This window comes from Aeromicrobium sp. S22, assembly GCF_009661045.1.
Taxonomy (GTDB): Bacteria; Actinomycetota; Actinomycetes; order Propionibacteriales; family Nocardioidaceae; genus Aeromicrobium; species Aeromicrobium yanjiei.
The window spans coordinates 481648-508118 of record NZ_WJWV01000003.1; the positions used below are offsets into that span (position 1 = coordinate 481648).

At 69.6% G+C, this 26471-nt stretch carries 25 protein-coding genes; 24 read left to right on the top strand and 1 reads right to left on the bottom strand.

Annotated features, from left to right (window positions below):
* Positions 1-4 precede the first annotated feature (4 nt).
* Complete coding sequence (gene trpS / locus GEV27_RS15320) at positions 5-1018, top strand: tryptophan--tRNA ligase (protein WP_153651727.1); 1014 nt, start codon at positions 5-7, stop codon at positions 1016-1018.
* A gap of 3 nt (positions 1019-1021) precedes the next feature.
* Complete coding sequence (locus GEV27_RS15325) at positions 1022-1537, top strand: 2'-5' RNA ligase family protein (RefSeq protein ID WP_153651728.1); 516 nt, start codon at positions 1022-1024, stop codon at positions 1535-1537.
* Positions 1538-1543: 6 nt separating this feature from the next.
* Here GEV27_RS15325 and GEV27_RS15330 read toward each other — a convergent pair whose 3' ends face one another.
* Entirely contained in the window at positions 1544-2449 is a 906-nt protein-coding gene (locus GEV27_RS15330; RefSeq protein WP_153651729.1) for a LysR substrate-binding domain-containing protein, read from the bottom strand.
* A gap of 86 nt (positions 2450-2535) precedes the next feature.
* Here GEV27_RS15330 and GEV27_RS15335 point away from each other — a divergent pair, with 86 nt between their 5' ends.
* From GEV27_RS15335 to cofC, 22 genes are all read left to right on the top strand, one after another.
* A complete protein-coding gene (locus GEV27_RS15335) occupies positions 2536-3261 on the top strand; it encodes a succinate dehydrogenase cytochrome b subunit (RefSeq protein ID WP_243838890.1) in 726 nt (241 codons plus the stop codon).
* Positions 3261-5213, top strand: a complete 1953-nt coding sequence (locus GEV27_RS15340; protein WP_153651730.1) for a fumarate reductase/succinate dehydrogenase flavoprotein subunit — start codon at positions 3261-3263, stop codon at positions 5211-5213. Before GEV27_RS15335 ends, GEV27_RS15340 begins: the two co-directional genes overlap by 1 nt.
* The gene (locus GEV27_RS15345) at positions 5210-5956 is read left to right on the top strand and encodes a succinate dehydrogenase/fumarate reductase iron-sulfur subunit (protein ID WP_153651731.1); all 747 of its coding nucleotides are present in this window, start codon (positions 5210-5212) and stop codon (positions 5954-5956) included. Before GEV27_RS15340 ends, GEV27_RS15345 begins: the two co-directional genes overlap by 4 nt.
* Positions 5957-6058: 102 nt before the next feature.
* A complete protein-coding gene (locus GEV27_RS15350) occupies positions 6059-6469 on the top strand; it encodes a MarR family winged helix-turn-helix transcriptional regulator (protein WP_153651732.1) in 411 nt (136 codons plus the stop codon).
* Positions 6466-7788 (top strand): MFS transporter, encoded by a 1323-nt coding sequence (locus GEV27_RS15355; RefSeq protein WP_153909412.1) that lies wholly within the window; start codon positions 6466-6468, stop codon positions 7786-7788. Before GEV27_RS15350 ends, GEV27_RS15355 begins: the two co-directional genes overlap by 4 nt.
* A complete protein-coding gene (locus GEV27_RS15360) occupies positions 7724-8161 on the top strand; it encodes an SRPBCC family protein (RefSeq protein WP_153909411.1) in 438 nt (145 codons plus the stop codon). Before GEV27_RS15355 ends, GEV27_RS15360 begins: the two co-directional genes overlap by 65 nt.
* Before the next feature lie 40 nt (positions 8162-8201).
* Positions 8202-9368, top strand: a complete 1167-nt coding sequence (locus GEV27_RS15365) for an amidohydrolase (protein WP_153651735.1) — start codon at positions 8202-8204, stop codon at positions 9366-9368.
* Between the two features lie 149 nt (positions 9369-9517).
* On the top strand, positions 9518-10582 hold the full coding sequence (locus GEV27_RS15370; RefSeq protein WP_194839952.1) for a BMP family protein: 1065 nt from the start codon (positions 9518-9520) through the stop codon (positions 10580-10582).
* Positions 10583-10683: 101 nt separating this feature from the next.
* The gene (locus tag GEV27_RS15375) at positions 10684-12207 is read left to right on the top strand and encodes an ABC transporter ATP-binding protein (protein ID WP_153651736.1); all 1524 of its coding nucleotides are present in this window, start codon (positions 10684-10686) and stop codon (positions 12205-12207) included.
* Positions 12204-13313, top strand: a complete 1110-nt coding sequence (locus tag GEV27_RS15380) for an ABC transporter permease (RefSeq protein ID WP_153651737.1) — start codon at positions 12204-12206, stop codon at positions 13311-13313. Before GEV27_RS15375 ends, GEV27_RS15380 begins: the two co-directional genes overlap by 4 nt.
* Positions 13310-14563, top strand: coding sequence for an ABC transporter permease (locus tag GEV27_RS17880; RefSeq protein WP_153651738.1), 1254 nt, complete (start codon positions 13310-13312; stop codon positions 14561-14563). The genes GEV27_RS15380 and GEV27_RS17880 overlap by 4 nt, the downstream gene beginning before the upstream one ends.
* A gap of 5 nt (positions 14564-14568) precedes the next feature.
* Positions 14569-14982: a cytidine deaminase gene (locus GEV27_RS17885; protein ID WP_153910881.1), complete on the top strand. Its 414-nt coding sequence runs from the start codon at positions 14569-14571 to the stop codon at positions 14980-14982.
* The gene (locus GEV27_RS15395) at positions 14979-16166 is read left to right on the top strand and encodes a cytochrome P450 (RefSeq protein WP_309222299.1); all 1188 of its coding nucleotides are present in this window, start codon (positions 14979-14981) and stop codon (positions 16164-16166) included. The genes GEV27_RS17885 and GEV27_RS15395 overlap by 4 nt, the downstream gene beginning before the upstream one ends.
* Entirely contained in the window at positions 16163-17467 is a 1305-nt protein-coding gene (locus tag GEV27_RS15400) for a thymidine phosphorylase (RefSeq protein WP_153651741.1), read from the top strand. The genes GEV27_RS15395 and GEV27_RS15400 overlap by 4 nt, the downstream gene beginning before the upstream one ends.
* 9 nt (positions 17468-17476) lie before the next feature.
* Positions 17477-17932 (top strand): MaoC family dehydratase, encoded by a 456-nt coding sequence (locus tag GEV27_RS15405; RefSeq protein ID WP_153651742.1) that lies wholly within the window; start codon positions 17477-17479, stop codon positions 17930-17932.
* Between the two features lie 12 nt (positions 17933-17944).
* On the top strand, positions 17945-19027 hold the full coding sequence (locus tag GEV27_RS15410; RefSeq protein WP_153651743.1) for an adenosine deaminase: 1083 nt from the start codon (positions 17945-17947) through the stop codon (positions 19025-19027).
* Between the two features lie 320 nt (positions 19028-19347).
* Positions 19348-20496, top strand: a complete 1149-nt coding sequence (locus tag GEV27_RS15415) for an acetyl-CoA C-acyltransferase (RefSeq protein ID WP_153909410.1) — start codon at positions 19348-19350, stop codon at positions 20494-20496.
* A gap of 37 nt (positions 20497-20533) precedes the next feature.
* On the top strand, positions 20534-21301 hold the full coding sequence (locus GEV27_RS15420; protein ID WP_153909409.1) for an SDR family oxidoreductase: 768 nt from the start codon (positions 20534-20536) through the stop codon (positions 21299-21301).
* A 75-nt stretch (positions 21302-21376) separates the two neighbouring features.
* The gene (locus tag GEV27_RS15425; protein ID WP_153934969.1) at positions 21377-22378 is read left to right on the top strand and encodes a TIGR03557 family F420-dependent LLM class oxidoreductase; all 1002 of its coding nucleotides are present in this window, start codon (positions 21377-21379) and stop codon (positions 22376-22378) included.
* A 211-nt stretch (positions 22379-22589) separates the two neighbouring features.
* Positions 22590-23258, top strand: a complete 669-nt coding sequence (gene npdG, locus GEV27_RS15430; protein ID WP_153934970.1) for an NADPH-dependent F420 reductase — start codon at positions 22590-22592, stop codon at positions 23256-23258.
* A gap of 4 nt (positions 23259-23262) precedes the next feature.
* The gene (locus GEV27_RS15435; protein WP_309222300.1) at positions 23263-25791 is read left to right on the top strand and encodes a bifunctional FO biosynthesis protein CofGH; all 2529 of its coding nucleotides are present in this window, start codon (positions 23263-23265) and stop codon (positions 25789-25791) included.
* Complete coding sequence (gene cofC / locus GEV27_RS15440) at positions 25788-26459, top strand: 2-phospho-L-lactate guanylyltransferase (RefSeq protein WP_153909407.1); 672 nt, start codon at positions 25788-25790, stop codon at positions 26457-26459. Before GEV27_RS15435 ends, cofC begins: the two co-directional genes overlap by 4 nt.
* Positions 26460-26471: the final 12 nt, after the last annotated feature.

Consider the following 26471-nt stretch of genomic DNA (forward strand, 5'->3'; position numbering starts at 1 on the left):
CCCCATGCCTGCCGTTCGCCGTCCACGCGTCCTCTCCGGGGCCCAGCCCACGGCCGACTCGTACCACCTGGGCAACTACTTCGGGGCGTTCAAGCAGTGGGTCGCGCTGCAGGACGAGTTCGAGGCGTTCTACTTCATCCCGGACCTGCACGCGATCACGGTCGAGTACGACCCGGCCCTGCTGCGCGAGCGCACCTACATCGCGGCGGCGCAGCTGCTCGCGGCCGGCGTGGACCCCGAGCGCAGCGCCCTGTTCGTGCAGAGCCACGTGCCCGAGCACGCCCAGCTCGCCTGGGTCCTCGGCGGCGTGACGGGCTTCGGCGAGGCCAGCCGCATGACGCAGTTCAAGGACAAGAGCGCCAAGGGCGGCCAGGACTCCGCGAGCGTGGGCCTGTTCACGTACCCGATCCTCATGGCCGCCGACATCCTGATCTACCAGGCCGACAAGGTCCCGGTCGGCGAGGACCAGCGCCAGCACGTCGAGCTGACCCGCAACCTCGCGCAGCGGTTCAACCACCGCTTCGGCGAGACGTTCACGGTCCCCGAGGCGTACATCGTCAAGAGCACGGCCAAGATCTACGACCTGCAGGACCCGACCTCCAAGATGAGCGGGTCGAACGCCTCGCACGCGGGTGTCGTCGACCTGACCGACTCCCCGAAGCAGGTCGCCAAGAAGATCCGCTCCGCCGTGACCGACTCAGGCAGCGAGATCACCTTCGACCCGGTCGAGAAGCCGGGCATCTCCAATCTCCTGTCGATCTACTCGGCGCTGACGAACGAGCCGGTCGAGCAGATCGTGCGTGACTTCGAGGGCAAGCAGTACGGCCACCTGAAGGTGGCGCTGGGCGATCTCGTCGCCGACTTCGTCGGCACCTTCGGTGACCGCACCCGCGAGCTGCTCGACGACCGGGGCGAGCTCGATCGCATCCTGGCCCGGGGCGCGGCCCAGGCGCGCGAGGTCGCCGCCACGACGCTCGACCTGGTCTACGAGCGCTCCGGATTCGTGCGGCGGGCCTGATCCATGCCCACGATCGGAGTCGCGATCCCGGTCCCGGACCCGTACGGCGCCCTGCTGCGCGAGAAGCGGGCCGACTTCGGTGACCCGATGGCCAGGACCGTCCCGAGCCACGTCACGCTGATCCCGCCGACCGAGGTCGAGGACGACCAGCTCGACGCGGTCTGCGCGGCGCTGGAGCGCGCATCGGCGGCCCTGCCGCCGTTCGCGATGCGGCTGCGCGGCACGGGCACGTTCCGCCCCGTCTCGCCCGTGGTCTTCGTCGCGGTCAGCCAGGGCATCTCCTACACCGAGATGCTCGCCAAGTGCGTCCGCACCGCCCTGGGCAGCCCCGAGCCGGAGTTCCCGTTCCATCCCCACGTCACGGTCGCGCACAACCTCGACGACGCGAGCCTCGACCGGGCGTACGACGAGCTGAACGACTTCGAGTGCCGGTTCACGGTCAGCGAGTTCGCGCTCTACCACCACGAGGACGAGGCGGGCTGGGTGCCGCAGCGGGCCTTCCGCCTCGGCCCGGGGTAGCCGGACTCACACGAGGGCCAGATCGCCGTCGCCGATCCGCGGGAGGTGCTCCAGGAGATCGGCCTTGAACGCCCGGGCGGCCAGCGGCAGCGCCTCCGAGCTGCGGTGGGCCAGGGCGATGACCCGCTCGAGGGGCGGGTCGACGAGCTCGGTCGCGCGCAGCTGCGGGCGGGTCGTCAGCACCATGCTGGGCACGACCGCGTGCCCGAGACCGGCCTGGACGAAGCGCAGGACTGCGCTCATCTCGCCTCCCTCGACCGCGAGGCGCGGCTCGAACCCGGCTGTCGCGCAGGCGCGGAGCGTCACGTCGCGCAGGTCGTAGCCCTCGCGGAACATCACGAAGGGGAGATCGCGCAGCTCGGCGACCGCCATCGCGTCCGGGACATCCGCATCGACCGGGCTGGCCAGGACGAGCCGCTCACGCAGCACCGGTGTCGTCTCGATGTCGGGGTCGTTGGTGTGCAGCGGGACGATCAGCAGGGCGATGTCGAGCCGGCCCTGGGCGAGCTCCTCGGTCAGCACGCGCGAGCCCGCCTCCTGCACCTCGAGGTCGATCTGCGGGTACGACTCGTGGAACCGGGTCAGCGCCTCGGGCAGCAGCCCGTCGCACAGCGAGGGCGTCGCGCCGAGGCGTACCCGGCCGCGCTGCAGGCTCGCGACCTCGTGGACCGTGCGCTCGGCGCTCGCGACGTCGATGAGGATGCGTTGGGCATGGGGGAGCAGCGCCTCGCCCGCGCTGGTCAGCTCGATCGCTCCACGGTTGCGGACGAACAGCGGGGCGCCGAGGGCGTTCTCCAGGACCCGGATCTGCTTGGACAGTGTGGGCTGCGACACACCGGTGATCTCGGCGGCCCGGGTGAAGTGGCGGGTACGGGCGACGGCCACGAAGTAGGTCAGCTGGTGGATCTGCATCCAACCAGTGTGTCATAGCCATTGGCTATGAAGGTTTGCCTCAACAAGACTTAGCGTGAATCGTCGATCAGTCCTACCCTGTGCAGGTGGCAACTACCCAAACTGTGAAGCGCGTCTCGGCCAGCAGGTCGACGGTCGCTCAGAAATATGCGATGGCGGTGTCGGGGCTCATCATGTTGGGCTACCTGCTCGTCCACATGTACGGCAACCTGAAGTTCTTCCAGGGCGAGGAGAAGTTCGACTCCTACCTGCACGAGACCTTGCCGCACATGTTCTACCCGTACCTCCCCGAGGGCGGAGCGCTCTGGATCATCCGAGTGCTGCTGCTCGTCGCGCTGGTGGTCCACGTCTACTGCGCAGCCAACCTGTGGCGTCGCAACAAGGCCGCGGCCGGCTACGTCGGTGGCAAGCGCTACCACACCACGCAGAACAAGACCGGCATCCAGCGCAGCTACGCCTCGTTCACGATGCGCTGGGGCGGCGTCGTCCTGCTGCTGTTCATCATCGGCCACGTCGCGCAGATGATGCCCAACTGGCTCTCGCCCGGCGGCGCCAGCGACAGCAAGTACGACCGCGTGGTCAACGGCTTCGAGATCTGGTGGGTCGTCCTGCTCTACACGATCGGCATGATCGCGGTCGGCTTCCACCTCGCCCACGGCTTCTGGGGCGCCCTGATGACCCTCGGCCAGAACCGCAGCGCGACGCGCCGCGGCTCGCGCTGGACCCCGATCGCGATCGGCCTCGCGACCCTCATCACGGTCGGCTTCCTCTCCGTCCCGTTCGCTGTCTTCTTCTTCGGAGCTGGTTCCTGATGACCACCACCAACGTGTCCGAGCAGTTCCACACCGTCGGCGCCGACATCGCCGACACGAAGGCGCCCTCGGGCCCCATCGAGAAGCGCTGGGACGACCGCAAGTTCAACGCCAAGCTCGTCAACCCCGCCAACCGGCGCAAGCTGAGCATCATCATCGTCGGCACCGGCCTCGCGGGGGCCTCGGCCGCCGCGACGCTCGGCGAGGCCGGCTACCACGTCAAGAACTTCTGCTACCAGGACAGCCCGCGCCGGGCGCACTCGATCGCCGCCCAGGGCGGCATCAACGCGGCGAAGAACTACCGCAACGACGGCGACAGCATCTACCGGCTGTTCTACGACACGGTCAAGGGCGGCGACTTCCGCGCCCGCGAGTCCAACGTCTACCGCCTCGCGCAGGTGTCGGTGAACATCATCGACCAGTGCGTCGCACAGGGCGTCCCGTTCGCCCGTGAGTACGGCGGACTGCTCGACAACCGCTCGTTCGGCGGCGTCCAGGTCTCCCGCACGTTCTACGCCCGCGGCCAGACCGGCCAGCAGCTGCTGCTCGGCGCGTACCAGGCGCTCGAGCGCCAGATCGCCGCCGGCACGGTCGAGATGCACACGCGCCACGAGATGCTCGAGCTCGTCATGGTCGACGGCCGTGCGCGCGGCATCATCGTGCGCGACATGGTGACCGGCGAGATCGAGACGCACACGGCCGACGCGGTCGTGCTCGCGACCGGCGGCTACGGCAACGTGTTCTTCCTGTCGACCAACGCGATGGGCTCCAACGTCACCGCGACGTGGCGTGCCCACCGCAAGGGCGCGTACTTCGCGAACCCCTGCTACACGCAGATCCACCCGACGTGCATCCCGGTCAGCGGCGACTACCAGTCGAAGCTGACGCTGATGAGCGAGTCGCTGCGCAACGACGGACGCATCTGGGTGCCCAAGCGGGCCGGTGACGACCGCATCCCGAGCGACATCCCCGAGGACGAGCGCGACTACTACCTCGAGCGCATCTACCCCGCATTCGGCAACCTGGTGCCCCGCGACATCGCCTCGCGTGCCGCGAAGTACCAGTGCGACGACGGCAAGGGCGTGGGCCCCGGCGGCCTGGGTGTCTACCTCGACTTCGCCGAGGCCATCGAGCGCCTCGGCCTGCCGGCCGTGAAGGCCAAGTACGGCAACCTGTTCGACATGTACGCGCAGATCACCGGCGAGAACCCGTACGAGCAGCCGATGCGCATCTACCCGGCCGTGCACTACACGATGGGTGGCCTGTGGGTCGACTACGACCTGCAGAGCAACCTGACGGGCCTGTTCGTGGCGGGCGAGGCCAACTTCTCCGAGCACGGGGCCAACCGCCTCGGCGCCTCGGCGCTGATGCAGGGTCTCGCGGACGGCTACTTCGTCCTGCCCAACACGATCGCCGACTACCTGGCATCCGGTCCGTACGAGAAGATCGCCGACGACCACCCGGCCGTCCTCGAGGCCCGCGCGGCCGTCGAGGAGCGCGTCGCCAAGCTGCTGTCGATCAACGGCACCCGCACGGTGGACTCGTTCCACAAGCAGCTCGGCCAGATCATGTGGGAGTACTGCGGCATGGAGCGCAGCGAAGAAGGCCTGATCAAGGCCATCGGGATGATCCGCGATCTGCGCGATGAGTTCTGGCGCGACGTCAAGGTCACCGGCGTCAACGAGGAGCTCAACCAGACCCTCGAGCGCGCGAACCGGGTCGCGGACTTCTTCGAGCTGGGTGAGCTCATGTGCATCGATGCGCTCAACCGCCGTGAGTCCTGCGGCGGCCACTTCCGCGCCGAGAGCCAGACCGAGGACGGCGAGGCACTGCGCCACGACGAGGAGTTCGCCTACGTCTCGGCGTGGGAGTTCGGTCAGGAGCAGCCTGTGCTGCACAAGGAACCGCTCAAGTACGAGTACGTCGAGATGAAGTCGAGGAGCTACAAGTGAACATCACGGTGCGCGTCTGGCGTCAGAAGAACGCCGACGACAAGGGCAAGATGGTCACGTACGGCGTCGAGAACGTCTCGCAGGACATGTCGTTCCTGGAGATGCTCGACGTCCTCAACGAGCAGCTCACGCTGGCCGGCGACGAGCCGATCGCGTTCGACCACGACTGCCGTGAGGGCATCTGTGGCGCGTGCGGCGTCGTGATCAACGGCATCGCGCACGGCCCGCAGGTCACCACGACCTGCCAGCTGCACATGCGCAGCTTCGAGGACGGCGCCGTCATCGACGTCGAGCCCTGGCGCTCGGGAGCGTTCCCGGTCATCAAGGACCTCGTGGTCGATCGTGGATCGCTGGACCGCATCATCCAGGCGGGCGGCTACATCAGCGCCCCGACCGGCTCGGCGCCCGAGGCCAACAACCTCCCGGTCCCGAAGGTCGATGCCGACCACGCCTTCGAGTCGGCCGCGTGCATCGGCTGCGGCGCCTGCGTCGCGGCGTGCCCCAACGGCTCGGGCATGCTCTTCACCGCCGCCAAGATCACGCACCTGGGTCTGCTCCCGCAGGGCCAGCCCGAGCGTGACTCGCGGGTCATCGGCATGGTGGAGCAGCACGACCACGAGGGCTTCGGCGGCTGCACCAACATCGGCGAGTGCACGTCGGCATGCCCCAAGGGCATCCCGCTGGACACGATCAGTCGGCTCAACCGCGACCTCCTCGGAGCCCTCGCGCACGGCGACGCCTGATATCGCACTGACGTCATCCCGGGCGAGCCGCACGCGGTTCGCCCGGGATGACGTCTTCGTGCACGACATTGATTAGCGTAGGTAATTTGTTATGCTAAGGACATGCCTACTGATGCCCACCAGCTCGCTCGGTCGGTGGCGCGTCTCAACCGCCGCCTCCGTCAGGAGCGCCAGAGCGATCTGACCCCCACCCAGCTGTCGGTGCTCGGCGCGGTCCTGAAGATCGGTCCTGCGACGCCCAGCGCGATCGCAGCGCACGAGCGCGTCCAGCCGCCGTCCATCACCCGTACGCTCGCCTGCCTGGTCGACGAGGGCTACGCGATCCGCGAGCCCCACCCCGACGACGGTCGACAGGTCCTGGTCTCGGTCTCCCAGAAGGGCGATGCCGTCCTCGCCGAGGAGCGCACGCGCCGCGACCTCTGGCTCGGCCACCGGCTCGCGGCCCTCACCGCCGCGGAGCGCAAGACCCTGAGGGAGGCTGCCGCCCTGCTCGAACGGCTGGCACAGAGTTGAGCCCCACGTTCCGCGCGCTGGCGGTGCGCAACTACCGCATCTACATCCTCGGCGCGATCGTCTCCAACACCGGCACCTGGATGCAGCGGATCGGCCAGGACTGGCTGGTCCTGCAGCTGACCAACAGCGGCACCGCCCTCGGCATCACGACGGGCCTGCAGCTGCTGCCCGCCCTGCTCTTCTCGCCCATCGCCGGCGTCGTCGCCGACCGCGTCCCCAAGCGGACGGTCCTGCGCGTCACCCAGGTCGCGATGGCGGTCCCGGCGGCCCTGCTCGGCATCCTGGCCGTCACGGGGGCGGTCCAGACCTGGCATGTCTACGCCCTGTCGTTCCTCTTCGGCATCGGCACGGCCTTCGACGCCCCCGCCCGCCAGTCGTTCGTGGTCGAGATCGTCGGGCGCGACGACCTCGCGAACGCCGTCGGCCTGAACTCGGCGTCGTTCAACCTGGCGCGCATGATCGGCCCCGCGGTCGCCGGCATCCTGATCGCGGCGCTCGGCTCCGGCGTCGGCGCCGCGGGCTGGGTCATCCTCATCAACGCCTTCAGCTATCTCGCGGTGCTCGCCTCCCTGCAGCTGCTCGACGGCAGCCGGCTGCGGCCCTCGGAGGTGACCGGGACGCGCAAGCACGCGGTCCGCGACGGTGTCGCGTACGTCCGCTCGCGCCCCGACCTGGTGCTGATCCTCACCTGTGTGTTCTTCGTCGGCACGTTCGGCATGAACTTCCAGATGACCAGCGCGCTGATGGCGACCGACGTGTTCGGCAAGGGCGCGGGGGAGTACGGCCTGCTGGCCTCGATCATGGCGATCGGCTCGCTCGCCGGCGCCCTCCTCGCGGCGCGGCGCGCACGTCCGCGCCTGCGCTCGGTCGTGATCGCGGGTGCTGCCTTCAGCGTGGTCGAGATCGTCGCAGGCCTCATGCCGACGTACGAGACCTTCGCGGCGGTCCTGCCGGTGCTGGGCCTGTGCGCCCTGACGATGATCACGTCGGCGAACGCCACGATCCAGCTGACCTCGAGCCCCATGATGCGCGGTCGGGTCGCGGCGCTGTACCTCATGGTCTTCATGGGAGGCACGCCGTTCGGCGCTCCGCTCGTCGGCTGGGTCGGCGACACCTTCGGCGCCCGGTGGATGCTCACGGGTGGAGGGAGCCTGACCCTCGTCGGCATCGCGCTGGCCACGATCTGGTTCCTGCGGCACCAGGACGAGACGCTCGAGGAGTTGCGGACGTCGATCCGCGATCTACGCTGGCGACATGCACGTCGAACGGACCTTCACGGTGCCACGTCCGATCGAGGACGTGTTCGCCTACCTGAGTGATTTCGAGAACACGAACGAGTGGGACCCCGGGACGGTGCGCACGACGCGCACCGGCGGGGACGGTGGCCTCGGCACGACGTACGCGAACCGGTCGGAGTTCATGGGCCGCGAGACCGACCTCACCTACGAGACGATCGGCTTCGACCGACCCACGTTCTTCGCGTGCCGGGGAACCAACAAGACCGCGACCACGATCGACTCGATGACGTTCACCCGCGACGGCGACAGCACCCAGATCCGCTATCGCGCCGACTTCCGGTTCCGCGGCCTCGCCCGCGTCGCGGCGCCCTTCGTGGTCAGGCCCAAGCTCGAGGGGCTCGCGGACGAGACCGTCGAGCAGATCCGCCGCTCGCTGGAGCCCCCCGGACGGTAGCGGTCCGGCGTGGCCCGCGATCAGCGATAAACTGGGGGCCATGTCCTTGATCGAGTCGCTCGCACGATCCATCGACGTGGTGACCCCCGATCTCATCGAGGTCCGCCGTGACCTGCACTCCTCGCCCGAGCTCTCGTGGCACGAGGAGCGTACGACGGACGTGGTCGCGACGTGGATGGACAAGATCGGCGTGCCCTACGAGCGCTTCGAGGGCACCGGCCTGATGGCCGAGATCGGTCCGTCCGAGGGGCCCATCGTGGCGCTGCGCGCGGATCTGGACGCGCTCCCCGTCATCGAGACGTCCCAGGATCCCTGGCGGTCCACCGTCCCGGGCGTCTCGCACTCGTGCGGTCACGACGTGCACGTCGCGTCGCTGCTCGGTGCCGGGATCGCCCTGGCGCACGCCCACGCCGATCATGGGCTCCCGTTCCACGTGCGGCTGCTGTTCCAGCCCGCCGAGGAGGTCATGCCGGGCGGCGCGCTGAAGCTGCTCGCCGCCGGGGCGCTCAAGGGCGTCTCGCGGATCTTCGCGCTGCACTGCGACCCGTCGCTGGACGTCGGCCAGGTCGGCCTGCGCGAGGGGCCCATCACCGGCGCGTCCGACCACGTCCACGTCGTGCTGTCGGGACGGGGCGGCCACACGTCGCGGCCCCACCTGACCGAGGACCTCACGTACGCCCTCGGCAGCCTGCTCGTGCAGCTGCCCGCGGTGCTGTCGCGGCGGTTCGACCCCCGGGCGGGGGCGAGCCTCGTGTGGGGCCAGGTGCAGTCCGGCAACGCCGCCAACGTCATCCCGTCCAGCGGCGAGCTCCGGGGCACGATCCGCATGCTGGACGCGTCCGCGTGGCACCAGGCCGAACATCTGGTCCGCGGCATCATCAGCGACCTGATCGAGCCGTTCGGGGTCAGCGCAGAGGTCAACTACACGCGCGGCGTCCCGCCCGTCGTCAACGACTTCGGCGCGACGCAGGTCCTGCGACGGGCCGTCACGGAGGCGATCGGGCCGAGCGGTGTCGCGACGACCTCGCAGAGCCTCGGCGGCGAGGACTTCGCCTGGTACGTCGAGGCGGTCCCCGGCGCCATGGGACGTCTCGGCACCCGCACCCCCGACGGCCCGACGTACGACCTGCACCAGGGCAACCTGCGGGTCGACGAGCGCGCGATCGCGGTCGGTGCGAAGGTCCTGGCCAGCGCCGCTGTGAGCTGAGCCACGCGGCACGTGCTCTGCGCGGCCGCAAATGGTGAAGAAACGGTTAAGGGCGCCTCCAATCCCGGGGGTGTGGTCCCGAAGCCGTGGGGCAAAGATTAAGGTTCGACTCACGAGCCGGGCACCCGGCTCCGTTTCGAGGAGGAATTTTGCGTCGATCGACGAAGGCCACCGCCATCGCGGGTCTGGCCGTGCTGGTGCTCGCTGCCGCGGGCTGTGGCAAGAACAGTGACGGAAGCGACGGCGGAAGCGACAAGTCCGGCTCCAAGGACAACTGCGTCAAGGCCGATCCCGACAAGAAGGTCGGCATGGCGTTCGACGTCGGCGGACGCGGCGACCAGTCCTTCAACGACTCGGCAGCCAAGGGCCTGGACAAGGCCGCGTGCGAGCTCGGACTCACGGTCCAGACCGCAGAGGCGCAGGACGGCGAGCCCGAGTCGGCTCGCGAGGGTCGCCTGCAGCAGCTCGTCGACGCCGGGTTCGACCCCGTCATCGCGGTCGGCTTCGCGTACTCCCCGTCGCTGGCCAAGGTCGCCAAGGCCAACCCCGACGTGAACTTCGCGATCGTCGACGACGCGGTCGAGGGCAAGAACATCGCGAACCTGCTGTTCGCCGAGGAGCAGGGCTCGTTCCTGGTCGGTGCGGCCGCAGCCCTGGAGAGCAAGTCCAAGAACATCGGCTTCGTCGGTGGCGTCGAGACGCCCCTGATCAAGAAGTTCGAGGCGGGCTACACCGCTGGCGCCAAGGCGGTCGACAAGAGCATCAAGGTCCAGTCGCGCTACCTCTCGCAGCCGCCGGACTTCAGCGGCTTCGGTGACCCGGCCAAGGGCAAGACCACGGCCGAGGGCATGTTCGACGCCGGTGCGGACGTCGTCTACCACGCAGCAGGCGGCTCCGGCGGCGGCGTCTTCGAGGCTGCTTCCGCGGCCGGGAAGAAGGCCATCGGCGTCGACTCCGACCAGGCCCTGACGGCCGACAAGTCGGTCCGCGACGTGATCCTGACGTCGATGCTCAAGAACATCGACGTGGCGGTCTTCGACTACCTCGAGAGCGTCGAGAAGGGCGAGAACGTCAGCGGCCCCAAGGTCTACGACCTCAAGGTCGACGGTGTCGGCTACTCCACCACCGGTGGCCAGGTCGACGAGATCAAGGAAAAGCTGGACGGCTACAAGCAGCAGATCATCGACGGGGAGATCACGGTCCCGACGAAGTAGGCACTGAGAGACCTGGCCCGGGACCCCGCTGTAGCGTGGTCCCGGGCCAGGGTCGTCCTGTCGTACTTTTTCCAAGTGAGGCCAGAACTGATGGGCAGAGTGTGAACACCACGAGCACGACCGACGACGTCGTCGTCCGCCTGCGTGACATCGGCAAGACGTTCCCCGGCGTGGTCGCCAACCACGACATCAACATCGACGTGAGGCGTGGCACCGTCCACGCGATCGTGGGCGAGAACGGTGCCGGCAAGTCGACGCTGATGAAGATCCTGTACGGCGTCCAGAAGCCGGACTCCGGCACCATCGAGGTCAACGGCAACCTCGTGAACCTGTCGTCCCCTGCCGATGCGATCGCCGCGGGTGTCGGCATGGTGTTCCAGCACTTCATGCTGGCCGACAACCTCAGCGTGCTCGAGAACGTCGTGCTCGGAGCCGAGAAGATGCACGGCATCGGCGACAAGGCCCGCGCGCGCATCCGCGAGATCTCCGACTCGTACGGCCTCGGCATCGACCCGGACACGCTGGTCGAGGACCTCGGCGTCGGCGCCCGCCAGCGCGTCGAGATCCTGAAGGTCCTCTACCGCGGCGCGTCGATCATCATCCTGGACGAGCCCACCGCCGTGCTGGTGCCCCAGGAGGTCGACGAGCTCTTCGGCAACCTGCAGGAGCTCACCCGTGAGGGCCTCGCCGTCATCTTCATCTCCCACAAGCTCGACGAGGTGCTGGCGGCCGCGGACGAGGTCACGGTCGTCCGCCGGGGCACGACCGTCGCGACCGTGGACGCCTCCTCGGTCAACTCGCGCCAGCTCGCCGAGATGATGGTCGGCTCCGAGCTGCCCAGCCCCAGCACCGAGACCTCGACCGTGACCGACCAGGTCATCCTCGAGGTCCGCGACCTGACCCTCCCGTCGGAGGGCAGCCGCGACCTGCTGAGCCACATCGACCTGGTGATCCGCTCGGGCGAGGTCCTGGGCGTCGCGGGGGTCGAGGGCAACGGCCAGGCCGAGCTGGTCGAGGCCATCATGGGCATGCGCTCGGGCACCACGGGATCGATCACCCTGGCCGGCAAGGACCTGGCGGGGCGCTCGACCCGCGACCGCCGCGAGGCCGGCATCGGCTACATCCCCGAGGACCGTCACCGCCACGGCCTCCTGCTCGACTCGCCGCTGTGGGAGAACCGCATCCTCGGTCACCAGACGCGTGAGCCGAACGTGAAGGGCCCGCTGATCGACCGCGGGGGAGCGCGTCAGGACACCCAGCGCATCGTGGACCAGTACGACGTCCGCACCCCGGGCATCGACACGCTCGCGCGGGCGCTGTCCGGCGGCAACCAGCAGAAGCTCATCGTGGGCCGCGAGATGGCCGACGACCCGGTGCTGCTGATCGCGTCGCACCCCACCCGCGGCGTCGACATCGGCGCGCAGGCGGCCATCTGGGGCCACATCAAGCGGGCCCGGCGCGAAGGGCTCGCGGTGCTGCTGATCTCGGCCGACCTCGACGAGCTCATCGGCCTGTCCGACACCATCCGGGTGATCCTGCGCGGTCGCCTCGGCGAGACCTTCGACCCCGCGACGGTGACCCCGTCGATGCTGGGCTCGGCGATGACAGGAGCAGACGCGTCATGAAGAGCCCTCGTACGACCAAGATCGCGCTGGCGATCGGGGCCCCCGTGCTCGCCCTCGTGGCGGCGTTCCTCATCACGAGCCTCGTGCTCGTCCTGGCGGGCGACGACGTCGGCGGTGTGTGGAGCCAGATCCTGAGCCTGCCCACCGACCGGGGCTACGTCAACATCATCAACGCCGCGACGGTCTACTACCTCTCGGCGATCGCGGTGGCCATCGGCTTCAAGATGAACCTGTTCAACATCGGCGTCGATGGTCAGTACCGGGTCGCGGCGTTCACCGCCGCGGTCGTGGCCGGCGAGGGCTGGCTGCCGGGCTACTTCAACACCGCCCTGGCGATGGTCGCCGCGGTCCTGGTCGGTGCGGCGTGGGCCGGCATCGCAGGCCTGCTGCGGGTCACCCGCGGCGTCAGCGAGGTCATCTCGACGATCATGCTCAACTCGATCGCGACGGCCCTCGTGGCGTACCTGCTGCGCAAGGCCGCGGTCGACAACTCCGGCAGCAACATCACCGCGACCAAGGAGGTCCCCGAGGGCAGCCGCGTCGGCGGCTTCAGCCTGTTCGGCGACGTGCCGGCGACGGTCTACGGCCTCGTGCTCCTCGCGGTCGCGGTCGGCTTCCTGTACTGGTTCGTCATCAACAAGACCCGCTTCGGCTTCGACCTGCGCGCCACGGGCGCCTCGGAGTCGGCCGCGGTGGCCAGCGGCATCAACGTCAAGAAGATGATCGTGATCTCGATGCTGCTGTCCGGCGGTGCCGCAGGGCTCGTGGGCATGCCGCTGCTGTTCGGCAACGACTACGCGTACGGCTCGACGTTCCAGTCAGGCCTCGGCTTCGCCGGCATCGCGATCGCGTTGCTGGGTCGCAACCACCCGGTCGGGATCGCGCTCGGCGCCCTGCTGTTCGCCTTCCTCGACGAGCAGTCCAATCCGCTGCAGATCCTGCTCAACGTCTCGCCCGACATCGTCAAGATCACCCAGGGCACGATCGTGCTCACGGTCGTCATCGCGTACGAGGTGGTCCGTCGCTACGGCGTGCGGATCGAGCAACGCAGGGTGGCAAGCGCCCTCGATGACCAGCCCGCGACGACGAAGGAGGTGTCCGCATGAGCGCCGTCAACGACGTCGTCGCGCCGGTCAAGGCCGCCGCGCAGAAGCTCACGTACGGCTGGATCATGATCTGGCTGGCCGTCGGCCTCGTGCTGTTCTCGCTGCTGCGCATCATCACGGGCGCGAACGACCTGGACTCCTCGGGCACGCTGCGCGCGACGCTCGTCGCGGCGGTGCCGATCGGCCTGGCCGGTCTCGGCGGCCTGTGGTCCGAGCGGGCCGGCGTCGTCAACATCGGCCTCGAGGGCATGATGATCCTCGGCACCTTCGGTGCGGGCTACTTCGGCTACTTCTACAGCCCCTGGCAGGGCGTCCTCGGCGCGATCGCCCTGGGCGCGGTCGGCGGTCTGCTGCACGCGGTCGCGACCGTGATCTTCGGCGTCGACCACATCGTGTCGGGCGTCGCGATCAACATCATCGCCCTGGGTGCGGTGCAGTACCTCGCCGCGCTCGCGTTCACGGGCGTGCCCGGTGGCGGCCAGACCCAGTCGCCGACCATCCCGAGCCTGCCGTCGGTGACGCTGGACTTCCTGTCCGATCCGCTCGGCGACCTCGAGCGCAAGCACTGGTTCGTGGTGTCCGACCTCGCCTCGGTCGTGCGGGCGCTCGTGACCAACCTGTCGGTGCTGACGATCATCTGCCTGCTCCTGTTCGTGCTGACCTGGTACGTCCTGTGGAAGACCCCGTTCGGCCTGCGTCTGCGCTCGTGCGGCGAGAGCCCCGCGGCGGCGGAGTCCCTCGGCGTCAACGTCATCCGCTACAAGTTCATCGCGGTCGTCATCTCCGGCGGGTTCGCCGGTCTGGCCGGTGGCTTCCTGGCGCTCGTGGCCTCCAGCACGTTCCGTGACGGCCAGACGGGCGGACGCGGCTACATCGGCCTCGCGGCGATGATCTTCGGCAACTGGCGCCCCGGTGGACTGCTCGCCGGCGCGGGCCTGTTCGGCTACACCGACACCCTGCGGCTGCGCGGCGGAGGCGAGACCATCCACGGTCTCCTGCTCCTGGTCGCGGTCGGTATCGTGCTCTACGGCATCTGGCAGTACCGCAAGACCCGTCGCGTCTCGACGTTGATCGGTGCGTTGCTCGGCGTGGGCGTCGCGGTCTGGTACTTCGCGACGGACTCGATCCCCGAGGACCTCACCGGCATGACGCCGTACGTCACGACGCTCCTGGTGCTCGCGTTGTTCTCACAACGACTACGCATGCCGGCAGCCGACGGAAAACCATATCGACGAGGGAGTGCAGGCTAGTGGCGCTGGGAATCACCGGAGCGGACGATCCGGTCGACTGGGAGGCACTGACCCGCTACGCGACCGAGGTCATGGGGCGGGCGTACGCGCCGTACTCCAAGTACCGGGTCGGCGCGGCCGGGCTGGTCGACGACGGCCGGGTCGTGCTCGGCTGCAACGTCGAGAACGCCGCGTACGGCGTCGCGCTGTGCGCCGAGTGCGGCATGGTCTCGGCCCTGCACTCGACCGGCGGCGGACGTCTGCGCGCGGTCGCGTGCGTCGACGCGGCAGGGGCGGCCATCATGCCGTGCGGGCGCTGCCGGCAGCTGCTGTGGGAGAACGGCGGTCCCACGATGCAGCTCATGACGCCCAAGGGCGTCCGGACCATGGCCGAGGTGCTGCCCGACGCGTTCGGCGCGGACGACCTGGGGATCCAGTGACCGCCGGAGCCGTCCAGGTCGACCTCGGCTCGCCGGACTTCGTCCGCGATCCCTACCCGGTCCTGGCGTCGCTGCGCCAGGAGGGCCCCGTGCTCTGGCACGAGCCGATGGGCGCGTGGCTCGCGACGACCCACGACGCGGTGAGCCAGGTGCTGCGCAACCGGGCATTCGGGCGGCTGTGGACCGACTGGGAGCCCACGTCGGAGATGGAGCCGTTCAACGCCCTCCACCGCAACCAGATGATGGAAAACGAGCCCCCGACGCACACCCGTCTGCGGCGGCTCGTCGCGGCGGCTTTCGGCCGCGGTCACGTCGAGCGGATGCGTCCGCGCGTCGAGGACCTCGCCCGGAGCATGGTCGCCGAGCTCGGCGAGAGCTTCGACGTCCTCGGCGACTACGCCGAGCCCATGCCCGTCTACGTGATCGCCGACATGCTGGGCGTCCCGCGCGAGGACCACGCCCGCCTGCGCGACTGGTCCCAGGCGATCGTCCACATGTACGAGCCCCACGTCGACGAGGCGACCAAGCAGGCCGCGATCGAGGCCAGCACGGCGTTCTCGGACTACGTCCGCGAGGTCGTCGAGCAGCGTCGCAGCGCCCCCGGCGAGGACCTCATCACCGACCTGATCGAGGCCCGCGACGAGGGCACCAAGCTCAGCGACGACGAGCTCGTGGCGTCCGTCGTCCTGCTGCTCAACGCGGGCCACGAGGCGTCCGTCAACGTCTTCGGCAACGGCTTCCACGCGCTGCTGCAGCACCCCGAGCAGATGGCCCGCGTCACGAGCGGCGAGGTCTCGGTCGAGACCGCCCTCGAGGAGCTCATCCGCTACGACGCCGCGCTGCAGCTGTTCGAGCGCACCGCCACCGCGGACGTCGAGGTGAGCGGCCAGCTCGTGCGGGCCGGCGACAAGATCGCCTGCCTGATGGGCTCGGCCAACCGTGACGCCGCGGTGTTCCCGGACGCCGACACGTTCGACGTGGGCCGCGACCCGAACCCGCACGTGGGCTTCGGCATGGGCCTGCACTTCTGCCTGGGCGCTCCGCTGGCGCGCCTCGAGCTGCAGATCAGCATCAGGACCCTGCTCGAGCGCTTCCCGCAGCTGCGGCTCGTCGGCGAGGCGCCGCGCCGCCCGACGTGGGTGCTGCGCGGATTCGAGCGCATCGACGTGGAGGTGGCCTCATGAGTGAGTCGTTCGACGCGGTCGAGGTGATCGCTGCCAAGCGGGACCGGCACGAGCTGACCGATCCGCAGATCGACTGGGTCGTCGACGCGTACACGCGTGGCATCGTCGCCGACGAGCAGATGTCCGCGCTCGCGATGGCGATCCTGCTCAACGGCATGAATCGTCGCGAGATCTCCCGCTGGACGCACGCGATGATCGCGAGCGGCGAGCGCATGGACTTCTCGTCGCTGTCGTGGACGACGTCCGACAAGCACTCGACCGGGGGCGTGGGCGACAAGATCACGCTGCCGCTGGCCCCGCTCGTCGCGGCCTGCGGCGTCGCCGTGCCGCAGCTGTCGGGTCGCGGCCTCGGCCACACGGGCGGCACGCTCGACAAGCTCGAGGCCATCCCGGGGTGGCGCGCGTCGCTCACCAACGAGGAGATGATGGCCCAGCTCGAGGACATCGGTGCGGTGATCTGCGCCGCCGGTGCGGGCCTCGCACCGGCGGACAAGAAGCTCTACGCGCTGCGCGACGTCACGGGCACGGTCGAGGCGATCCCGCTGATCGCGAGCTCGATCATGAGCAAGAAGATCGCGGAGGGCACCGGATCGTTGGTGCTCGACGTGAAGGCGGGCTCCGGTGCGTTCATGAAGGACGTGGACCAGGCCCGCGAGCTCGCCGAGACCATGGTCGCGCTGGGCAATGACGCCGGGGTCACGACGGTCGCGCTGCTCACCGACATGTCCACGCCGCTCGGCCTGACGGCCGGCAACGCGTGCGAGGTCGCCGAGGCGGTCGACGTCCTGGCCGGCGGCGGACCTGCCGACGTCGTCGAGCTCACGGTCGCGCTCGCTCGCGAGATGCTCGCCGCAGCGGGCAAGGACGACCGCGATCCGGCTGACGTGCTGGCCTCGGGCGCCGCGATGGACGTCTGGAAGCGCATGATCCGCGCGCAGGGCGGCGACCCCGACGCACCGCTGCCGGTCGCGAAGGAGACGCACGTCGTCACCGCCCCGACGTCCGGGACGCTGACCCGTCTCGACGCGATGGGCGTGGGAGTCGCCGCGTGGCGTCTCGGCGCCGGTCGATCGCGTCCCGGCGAGCAGGTCCAGGCCGCCGCCGGCGTCGTGATGCACGCCAAGCCGGGTGACGCCGTCACCGCGGGCCAGCCGCTGCTGACGCTGCACACCGACACGCCCGAACGGTTCGATCGAGCGGTGGCTGCGCTCGACGGGGTGTATGACATAGGTGACGGGTTGTATGGCGCAGGTACGGAGGGCGGCAAGGCGTCTGCCGTGGTCATCGACCGGATCGGATAGGTTCGCACGATGCGCATGTTGAACAACAGCAAAGAGATCGCGGCTGCGGCCGGCCAGGAGCTCGGCGTCAGCGAGTGGGTCCCCATCACGCAGGACCGGATCGACATGTTCGCCGATGCGACGGGTGACCGGCAGTGGATCCACGTGGATCCCGAGCGTGCGGCCGACGGGCCGTTCGGCGCGACGGTCGCCCACGGCTATCTCACCTTGTCGATGCTGCCGTTCCTCGGCGCGCAGGTCTTCGCGTTCGCGGGGGACGTCGCGCGGGTCAACTACGGCCTCAACAAGGTGCGCTTCGTGTCGCCCGTGACGGTCGGCTCGAAGGTGCGCGACCGCGTCGAGCTGCTGAGCGTCGAGGACATCGACAAGGGACAGCGCGCGACGCTGCAGCACACCGTCGAGATCAAGGGCAGCGAGAAGCCGGCGTGCGTCGCGGAGGTCGTCACGCTGCTGATGGCCTCATGACACGATGAGCCTGTGAGAGCAACTTTCCAACAGATCGCCAAGGCCCCCAAGGTCGCACTGCACGAGCACCTCGACGGCGGCGTGCGGCCGGCGACCATCGTCGACATCGCCACCGAGATCGGGCACGACCTCCCGGCCGACGGACCCGTGGCCCTCGGCACGTGGTTCGAGGAGGCCTCGAGCTCTGGTTCGCTCCCGCGCTACCTGGAGACGTTCGTCCACACGGTCGCGGTGATGCAGCGGCCCGAGGACCTGGCCCGCGTGGCCCGCGAGGCCGTCGTCGACCTCGCCACGGACGGCTGCGTGTACGCCGAGCTGCGCTGGGCGCCCGAGCAGCACCAGTCGGCCGGGCTGACGCTGCGCGAGGCGGTCGAGGCCGTGCAGGCCGGCATCGACGCCGGACGGGCCGAGGCCGAGCAGCTGGGCCACCCGATCGTGGTGGGCCAGCTGCTGACCGCGATGCGGCACGCCAAGCGTGGTCTGGAGATCGCCGAGATCGCGGTCGAGTACCGTCGCCGCGGCGTCGCGGGCTTCGACATCGCGGGCGCCGAGGACGGCTTCCCGCCGATCCTGCACCTCGAGGCGTTCGAGTTCCTGCGCCGCGAGAACGCCCACTTCACGATCCACGCGGGGGAGGCGTTCGGGCTGCCGTCGATCTGGCAGGCGATCCAGCGCTGCGGCGCCGAGCGCCTCGGCCACGGCGTGCGGATCGTCGACGACATCGACTGGGACGCCCCGGGCGGACCCGTGCTCGGCGACCTCGCGGCGTACATCCGCGACCGCCGCATCCCGCTCGAGATGTGCCCGTCGTCCAATCTGCAGACCCACGCGGTGCCCGGCATGACCTCGATCGCCGACCACCCGATCGGCAAGCTCAAGGACCTGGGGTTCCGGGTCACGGTCAACTGCGACAACCGGCTCATGAGCGGTACGTCGATGTCGCGGGAGCTCGAGCTGCTCGTCGACGCGTTCGGCTACACCGTGGACGATCTGCGCTGGTTCACGATCAACGCGATGAAGAGCGCCTTCCTGCCCTTCGACCAGCGCCTGGCCCTCATCAACGACGTCATCAAGCCCGGCTACGCCGCCCTCTAGCTCGGCACGACCGCCGACGAGTCACGCACGGACACCGAGGAGTCGCGCACGGACACCGAGGAGTCACCTACGAATCCGTAGGTGACTCCTCGCTTGTCGTGCGCGACTCGTCAGCGTCCGTAGGTGACTCGTCGGCCGTCGTGTGCGACCACACCTGGGACCGATGGGCCGTCTTGTGCCTATAATCAGATAACTAATCAATCTTAATTGGCCCAGGCGAGGTGAGCGTGCCCACGGAGCGGTCGCGCTCCGGCTGGGCGGCCGGTGTGGTCGGCTGATCGGCCGTTCCCTTCCGCGCCTTCGACACGAGGAGCTTCATCATGCGAGACGCAGTCATCGTCGACGCCGTGCGCACCCCCATCGGGCGACGCAACGGCACCCTGAAGAACGTCCACCCGGTCGACCTGTCGGCGCACGTGCTGACCACCCTCGCGGAGCGCAACGGACTCGACCCGAGTCTCGTCGACGACGTCATCTGGGGCTGCGTGAACCAGATCTCCGACCAGTCCACGAACGTCGGCCGGCTCTCGGTGCTCGCAGCCGGCTGGCCCGAGGTCATCCCCGGTGTCACGATCGACCGGGCCTGCGGCTCGAGCCAGCAGGCTGTCCACTTCGCTGCCGGCGCGGTCATGTCCGGGATCAACGACATCGTCATCGCCGGGGGCGTCGAGTCGATGAGCCGGGTGCCGATCGGCTCGGCGCGCGCGATGGGTGAGCCGTTCGGCCCGAAGGTCAAGAAGCGCTACGGGCGCGAGAGCTTCAACCAGGGATTGGGCGCCGAGGACATCGCTCGTCGATGGAACCTGAGCCGCCAGCGGCTCGACGAGTTCGCCGTGGAGTCGCACGAGCGCTCGATCGCCGCCCAGGCCGCAGGCGCGTTCTCCACCCAGCTCGCGACTGTCGTGGGACCAGACGGGGAGCTCACGGCCGACGAGGGAGTCCGGCCCGGCAGCACCGTCGAGAAGCTCGGGACACTGAAGACCCCCTTCATGGAGGACGGCGTCATCTCAGCCGGCAACAGCTCGCAGATCTCGGACGGGTCCGGCGCGCTGCTCATCACCACGAGTGAGCGGGCAGCGCAGCTCGGCTGGAAGCCGATCGCCCGCTTCCACTCCGGCTCGGTCGTGGGCGACGACCCGGTGACCATGCTGACGGCGCCCATCCCGGCGACCGCCAAGGTGCTGAAGCGCGCGGGCCTGACGATCGACGACATCGGTGTGTTCGAGGTCAACGAGGCCTTCGCCAGCGTGCCGATCGCGTGGGAGATCGAGACAGGTGCCGATCACGCGAAGGTCAACCCGCTCGGAGGGGCGATCGGGGTCGGGCACCCGCTCGGCGCGTCCGGCGCGATCCTCATGACCCGGATGCTGAACCACATGCGCGACAACGGCCTGCGGTACGGCCTGCAGACGATGTGCGAGGCCGGCGGAATGGCCAATGCCACGATCCTCGAGCTGCTCGAGCCCTGACCTCCACCCCCGCACCCCCTCGACCACAGGAGAACCCATGAAGCTCGACTCCACAGCTGCGTTCGTCACGGGCGGCTCGTCCGGACTCGGTCTCGCCACGGTGCGCCGCTTGCGCGCCGCGGGGGCGAAGGTCACGATCGCCGACCTGAACGCTCCCTCGGACGCCGACGCCGCCGAGCTCGGCGACGGTGTCACGTACGTCCAGACCGACATCGCCGACGAGGCGTCGGTCGAGGCCGCGCTCGACGTCGCCCACGAGACGTACGGCCAGATCCGCTCGGTCGTCCACTGTGCAGGACGCGGCGGCGACCGCGTACGCATCCTGGACCGTGAGGGCAAGCCGGGCTCCCTCGACACGTTCGAGGAGGTCATCCGGGTCAACCTGGTCGGCACGTACAACATCCTTCGGCTGGGTGCTGCCCGCATCTCCCAGGCCGAGCCGGTCGACGGCGAGCGTGGCGCGATGGTGCTGACCGCGTCGGTCGCGGCCTTCGACGGACAGATCGGCCAGACGTCGTACACGGCCGCGAAGGCTGCCGTGCACGGCATGACGCTGGTCGCCGCCCGCGATCTCGCGAGCCGGCTGATCCGCGTCAACACGATCGCCCCCGGTGTGTTCGACACGCCGATGCTGGCGCGCCTGCGCGGCGACATCCGCGAAGCGCTCGAGAAGACCGTCCCGCATCCCAGCCGCCTCGGCCAGGCCGACGACTACGCCCACATGGCGCTGAGCCTGCTCGAGAACTCCTACGTCAACGGAGAGACGATCCGGCTCGACGGCGCGATCCGCATGGCACCGCGGTGACGGCATGACCCCGTCGGCCCGTTCCGCCCTCGCTAGCATGAGGTCGCCGGCCGGCGACGACAGAAGGTGTGACGGATGAGCTCACGAGTCGAGGTGGGGTACGCGGCCGCGCTCGAGAAGTACGCGCCGCGCGAGGCGGTTGACCTGGCCGCCATGGCCGAGCAGCACGGATTCGTCGGCACCCTGGCCACCGACCACTTCCAGCCGTGGCTGCCCAGCCAGGGCCAGAGCCCGTTCGTCTGGAGCGTCCTCGCGGCCCTGGGGGAGCGGACGTCGACCAACTTCGGTCCCGGCATGGCGGTCCCGGGGTATCGCTACCACCCGGCGACGCTGGCCCAGGCCGCCGCGACGCTCGCGTCGATGTACGAGGGACGTCACTGGGTCGGCATCGGTCCGGGCGAGGCGCTCAACGAGCACGTCACCGCGAGCTACTGGCCCGAGGCGCCGGACCGCCTCAACTCGATGTTCGAGGCCATCGACCTGATCAAGAAGCTCTTCCGCGGATCGATCGCCGGTCGCGACACCCGGTTCACCGGCACGTACCACCGCATGGAGTCCGCCCGCCTGTGGACCATGCCCGCGGTCGCGCCTCCCGTGCTGGTCGCGACCGGAGGGCCGGTCACGGCTCGTCGTGCCGGCAAGGTCGCGGACGGCATCGTCACGGTCGGCACCTCGTACGACCGCGCGGCCACGCTGCTGGAGCGCTTCGACCGGGGCGTCGACGAGGCGGACCGCGATCCCGGCACGATGCTGAGGGTGCTGCACCTCAACCTGAGCTGGGCTCCGAGCGACGAGCAGGCGATGGCCAACGCCATCGAGCAGTGGCCGCTCGGGGCCATGAGGTTCCCCAAGGGCGACATCCGCAGCCCGCAGGTCTTCGAGCAGATCGCCCGACAGGTCGGGCCGGACGGCTTCGACGACCGCATGCTGATCAGCAGCGATCTCGACGCGCACCGACGAAGGATCCAGCAGTTCGCCGACATCGGCTTCGATCGGATCTACCTGCACAACGTCGGGCGCGAGCAGCGGGACTTCATCGAGACGTTCGGCCGGTGCGTCCTGCCGGCCGTCCGCTGAGCCGCGTCGACCGCCGTCGTCCCGATTGCTGCACAGTGGCCCCCAGCGTGCGTATAGTGCCAAGCAGAGGATCCACCGGACACACCTTGGTCCGAGTCCCGCCTCCTCATGAGGCGTCTGATCTGGTGCTCGTAGCTGTACGGGCCGCATGTTCGCCGCGCACGCGTTGTGCGTGTCCCAGTGCCGTTCACTCCACCGGAGGAAACCAGACATGAACCAGATTCACACGATCGCCGTCGTCGGCGGAACCGGACCCCAGGGTCGCGGGCTCGCCTACCGATTCGCCCTGGCCGGGCACCCGGTGATCCTCGGCTCCCGTGACGCCGGCCGCGCGCAGGAGAAGGCCGACGAGATCAACGCGAAGCTCGAGGCCGAGACGGTGTCCGGAGCCACCAATGCCGATGCGGTGGGAGCGGCCGACATCGTGCTGCTGGCCGTGCCGTGGGACGGGCACGCGGACCTCGTGTCGTCCCTGGCCGGGCAGCTCGCCGACAAGATCGTCATCAGCTGCGTCAACCCCCTCGGCTTCGACGCCGACGGCCCCTACGGGCTGGTCCTGGAGGAGTCGGCGGCGCAGGAGACGCAGCGACTCGTGCCCCAGGCGCGCGTGGTCGGCGCGTTCCACCACGTCGCAGCGCTGTCCTTGTGGAAGACCCAGGACGCCCTCACCCACGAGGACGTCCTGGTGTGCGGCGACGACGACGAGGCCAAGTCCGTCGTGCAGGACCTCGCCGCCGCCGTGACCGGCAAGCGCGGCATCGATGCGGGCAGGCTCCGGCTGGCTCGCCAGCTCGAGCCGCTGACCGCCGTGCTGATCAGCATGAACAAGCGGTACAAGACCCGTTCGGGCGTGGCCATCACCGGAGTGCAGGAAGGCTGATCCCGTGACTGTCCTGCCGACCCCGGTCGTGCCACCCAACGAGCGACAGGTCGCCCGTGCCGTCGTACGGGCGGAGGCGGGCAAGTCGCTCGACCTCGCCGAGACCCAGGCCCTGCTGTGCGCACGGGGCGAGCACCTCGAGCGTCTCATGACGGTCGCCCGGCGCGTACGGGACGCAGGTCTGGAGGCGGCAGGACGTCCGGGGGTCGTCACGTACTCCAAGAAGGTCTTCATCCCGTTGACCCGCCTGTGCCGCGACAGGTGCCACTACTGCACGTTCGTGACGGTCCCGGGCAAGCTCGAGGCGCCGTTCCTGTCGCCCGACCAGATCCTGGCCATCGCCCGCGAGGGTGCGGAGATGGGCTGCAAGGAGGCGCTGTTCACGCTGGGGGACCGGCCGGAGGACCGCTGGCCCGAGGCGAAGCAGTGGCTCGAGGAGGCAGGCTACGACTCGACGCTGGAGTACGTGCGAGCGATGAGCATCCGGGTGCTGGAGGAGACCGGGCTGCTGCCGCACCTGAATCCCGGCGTCATGTCGTGGACCGAGATGTCGCGGCTGAAGGCGGTCGCCCCGTCGATGGGCATGATGCTCGAGACCACCAGCCGTCGCCTGTTCGAGACCAAGGGCGCGGCGCACTACAAGTCCCCGGACAAGGACCCGGCAGTACGTCTGCAGGTGCTCGAGGACGCGGGCCGGCTCAACGTCCCGTTCACGACGGGCCTGCTGATCGGCATCGGTGAGGACCTGGCCGAACGGGCCGACAGCATCTTCGAGCTGCGACGGATCGCGAGGCAGTACGGCAACATCCAGGAAGTCATCGTCCAGAACTTCCGGGCCAAGCCCGACACGGCGATGCGTCACGACGACGACCTCGGGCTCGAGGAGTACCTGGCCGCCATCGCGACGTCGCGTGTGGTGCTCGGCCCCGGGATGCGGATCCAGGCCCCGCCCAACCTCGTCGACCTCGCCGAGTGCCGCGCACTGCTCGACGCGGGCGTCGACGACTTCGGCGGCATCAGCCCGCTGACCCCCGATCACGTGAACCCCGAGCGTCCCTGGCCCCAGATCGACCAGCTCGTGGCGCTGAGCGCCGAGGCCGGCTTCGAGCTGCGTGAACGCCTCACGGCGCACCCGCAGTTCCTGGACGTGCCGTGGCTGGATCCCCGGCTGCGAGGCCATGTGGAGGCGCTCCGCGGACCCGACGGTCTCGCGCAGGCGGACGTGCTGCCCACCGGTCTGCCCTGGCAGGAGCCCGACGGGGGATTCGACGTCACGACGGGACGAGCGGACCTGCACACGGCGGTCGACACCGAGGGGCGCACGAGCGACCGGCGCAGCGACTTCGAGGACGTCTACGGCGACTGGGGAGTGCTGCGCGAGAGGGTCGCCGCTGATCGGCAGCCCGAGCGGCTGTCCTCGGACGTCCACGCGGCCCTGCGGGCGGCGGAGTCCGATCCCGCCGGTCTGTCGACCGCGCACGCGACCACGTTGATGACCGCGGAGGAGGGGCCCGCCCTGGAGGCGGTGGCGGCGCTAGCCGACCAGCTGCGCCGCGACGCGGTCGGGGATGAGGTCACGTACGTGATCAACCGCAACATCAACTTCACCAACATCTGTTACACCGGGTGCCGGTTCTGCGCGTTCGCGCAGCGCAAGACCGACGCCGACGCGTACACGCTGTCGCTGGACGAGATCGCGACCCGCGCGCGCATCGCCGTGAGCGTCGGGGCGACCGAGGTCTGCATGCAAGGTGGCATCGATCCGGAGATGCCCGGGACGGCGTACTTCGACATCGCGGCGGCGGTCAAGAGGGCCGAGCCGTCGCTGCACGTGCACGCGTACAGCCCCATGGAGGTCATGAACGGTGTGGCCCGCACCGGGCTGTCGATCGCGGAGTTCCTGACCGCCGCGAAGGAGGCAGGTGTCGACTCGCTCCCTGGCACGGCGGCCGAGATCCTCGACGACGACGTCCGGTGGGTGCTCACCAAGGGCAAGCTGCCGACCGCGCAGTGGATCGAGGTCGTCTCGACCGCGCACCGCGTGGGGCTGCCGACGACGGCCACGATGATGTACGGCCACGTCGACCACCCCGGGCACTGGGTCAAGCACCTGCAGGTGCTGGCCGGCATCCAGCGGGAGACCGGCGGGTTCACCGAGTTCGTGCCCCTGCCGTTCGTGCACCAGTCGAGCCCGATCTACCTGGCCGGTGTCGCCCGTCCCGGGCCCAGCGTCCGCGACAACCGGGCCGTCCACGCGGTCGCGCGCATCATGCTGCACGGGCTCGTCCCGAACATCCAGACCTCGTGGGTCAAGCTCGGGCCCGCGCAGGTCACCCAGGTCCTGCGCGGGGGCGTCAACGATCTCGGCGGCACGCTGATGGAGGAGACCATCAGCCGGATGGCCGGCTCGACCAACGGCTCGCGCAAGGAACGTGCCGAGCTCGAGGCGATGGCTCACGCGGCGGGACGCCCGGCGCGTCAGCGCACCACGACGTACGGTCACGTGGAGCACTCCCAGAGGGCTGCGTCATGACGGGGTGGACCGCGGTCGTGCCGGTCAAGCCGTGGGGCCTGGCCAAGAGCCGGCTGGACCTGCCGGGGGAGGAGCGCATGCAGCTGGCCCGCGCGTTCTCCCTCGACGTCCTGGACGTCGTGTTGGCCGCGGAGCACGTGGATCGGGTGGTGGTCGTGACGGCCGAGACCCAGCTCGGCACGATCGCCCGCCGTGCCGGCGCTCACGTCATCGTGGATCGTCCGATGCTGGCCCGCGGGCTGCTCAACCGCGCGATCGACGCGGGACGGCAGTGGGCGCAGGTGCACGCCCCCGCTGCGCCGTTCGTCGTCGTGCCGGGAGACCTGCCCGCGCTGACCGCCCAGCTCCTCGATGACGCCTTGGAGCTGCTCGCCGCGCACGAGCGGTCGTTCGTCCCCGACGCCTCCGGGATGGGCACCACGCTGCTGGCTGTCGCCCGGCCTGCGCTGATGACGCCGTCGTATGGTCATCGGTCGGCCCTGCTGCACTCGGACGCGGGCTTTCGGCCCACACCCGACGTCGACCCGCGCTGCCGACGCGACGTCGACACCGCGGCAGACCTGGCGCAGGCGCGTCACCTGGGGGTCGGGCCGCACACGACGGCGGCCCTCGCCCAGATGACCCGCGTCACGAGCGACGGCCGCCGCCTGCGGATGGCCTCGGGCTGACCCGGCCGCCGA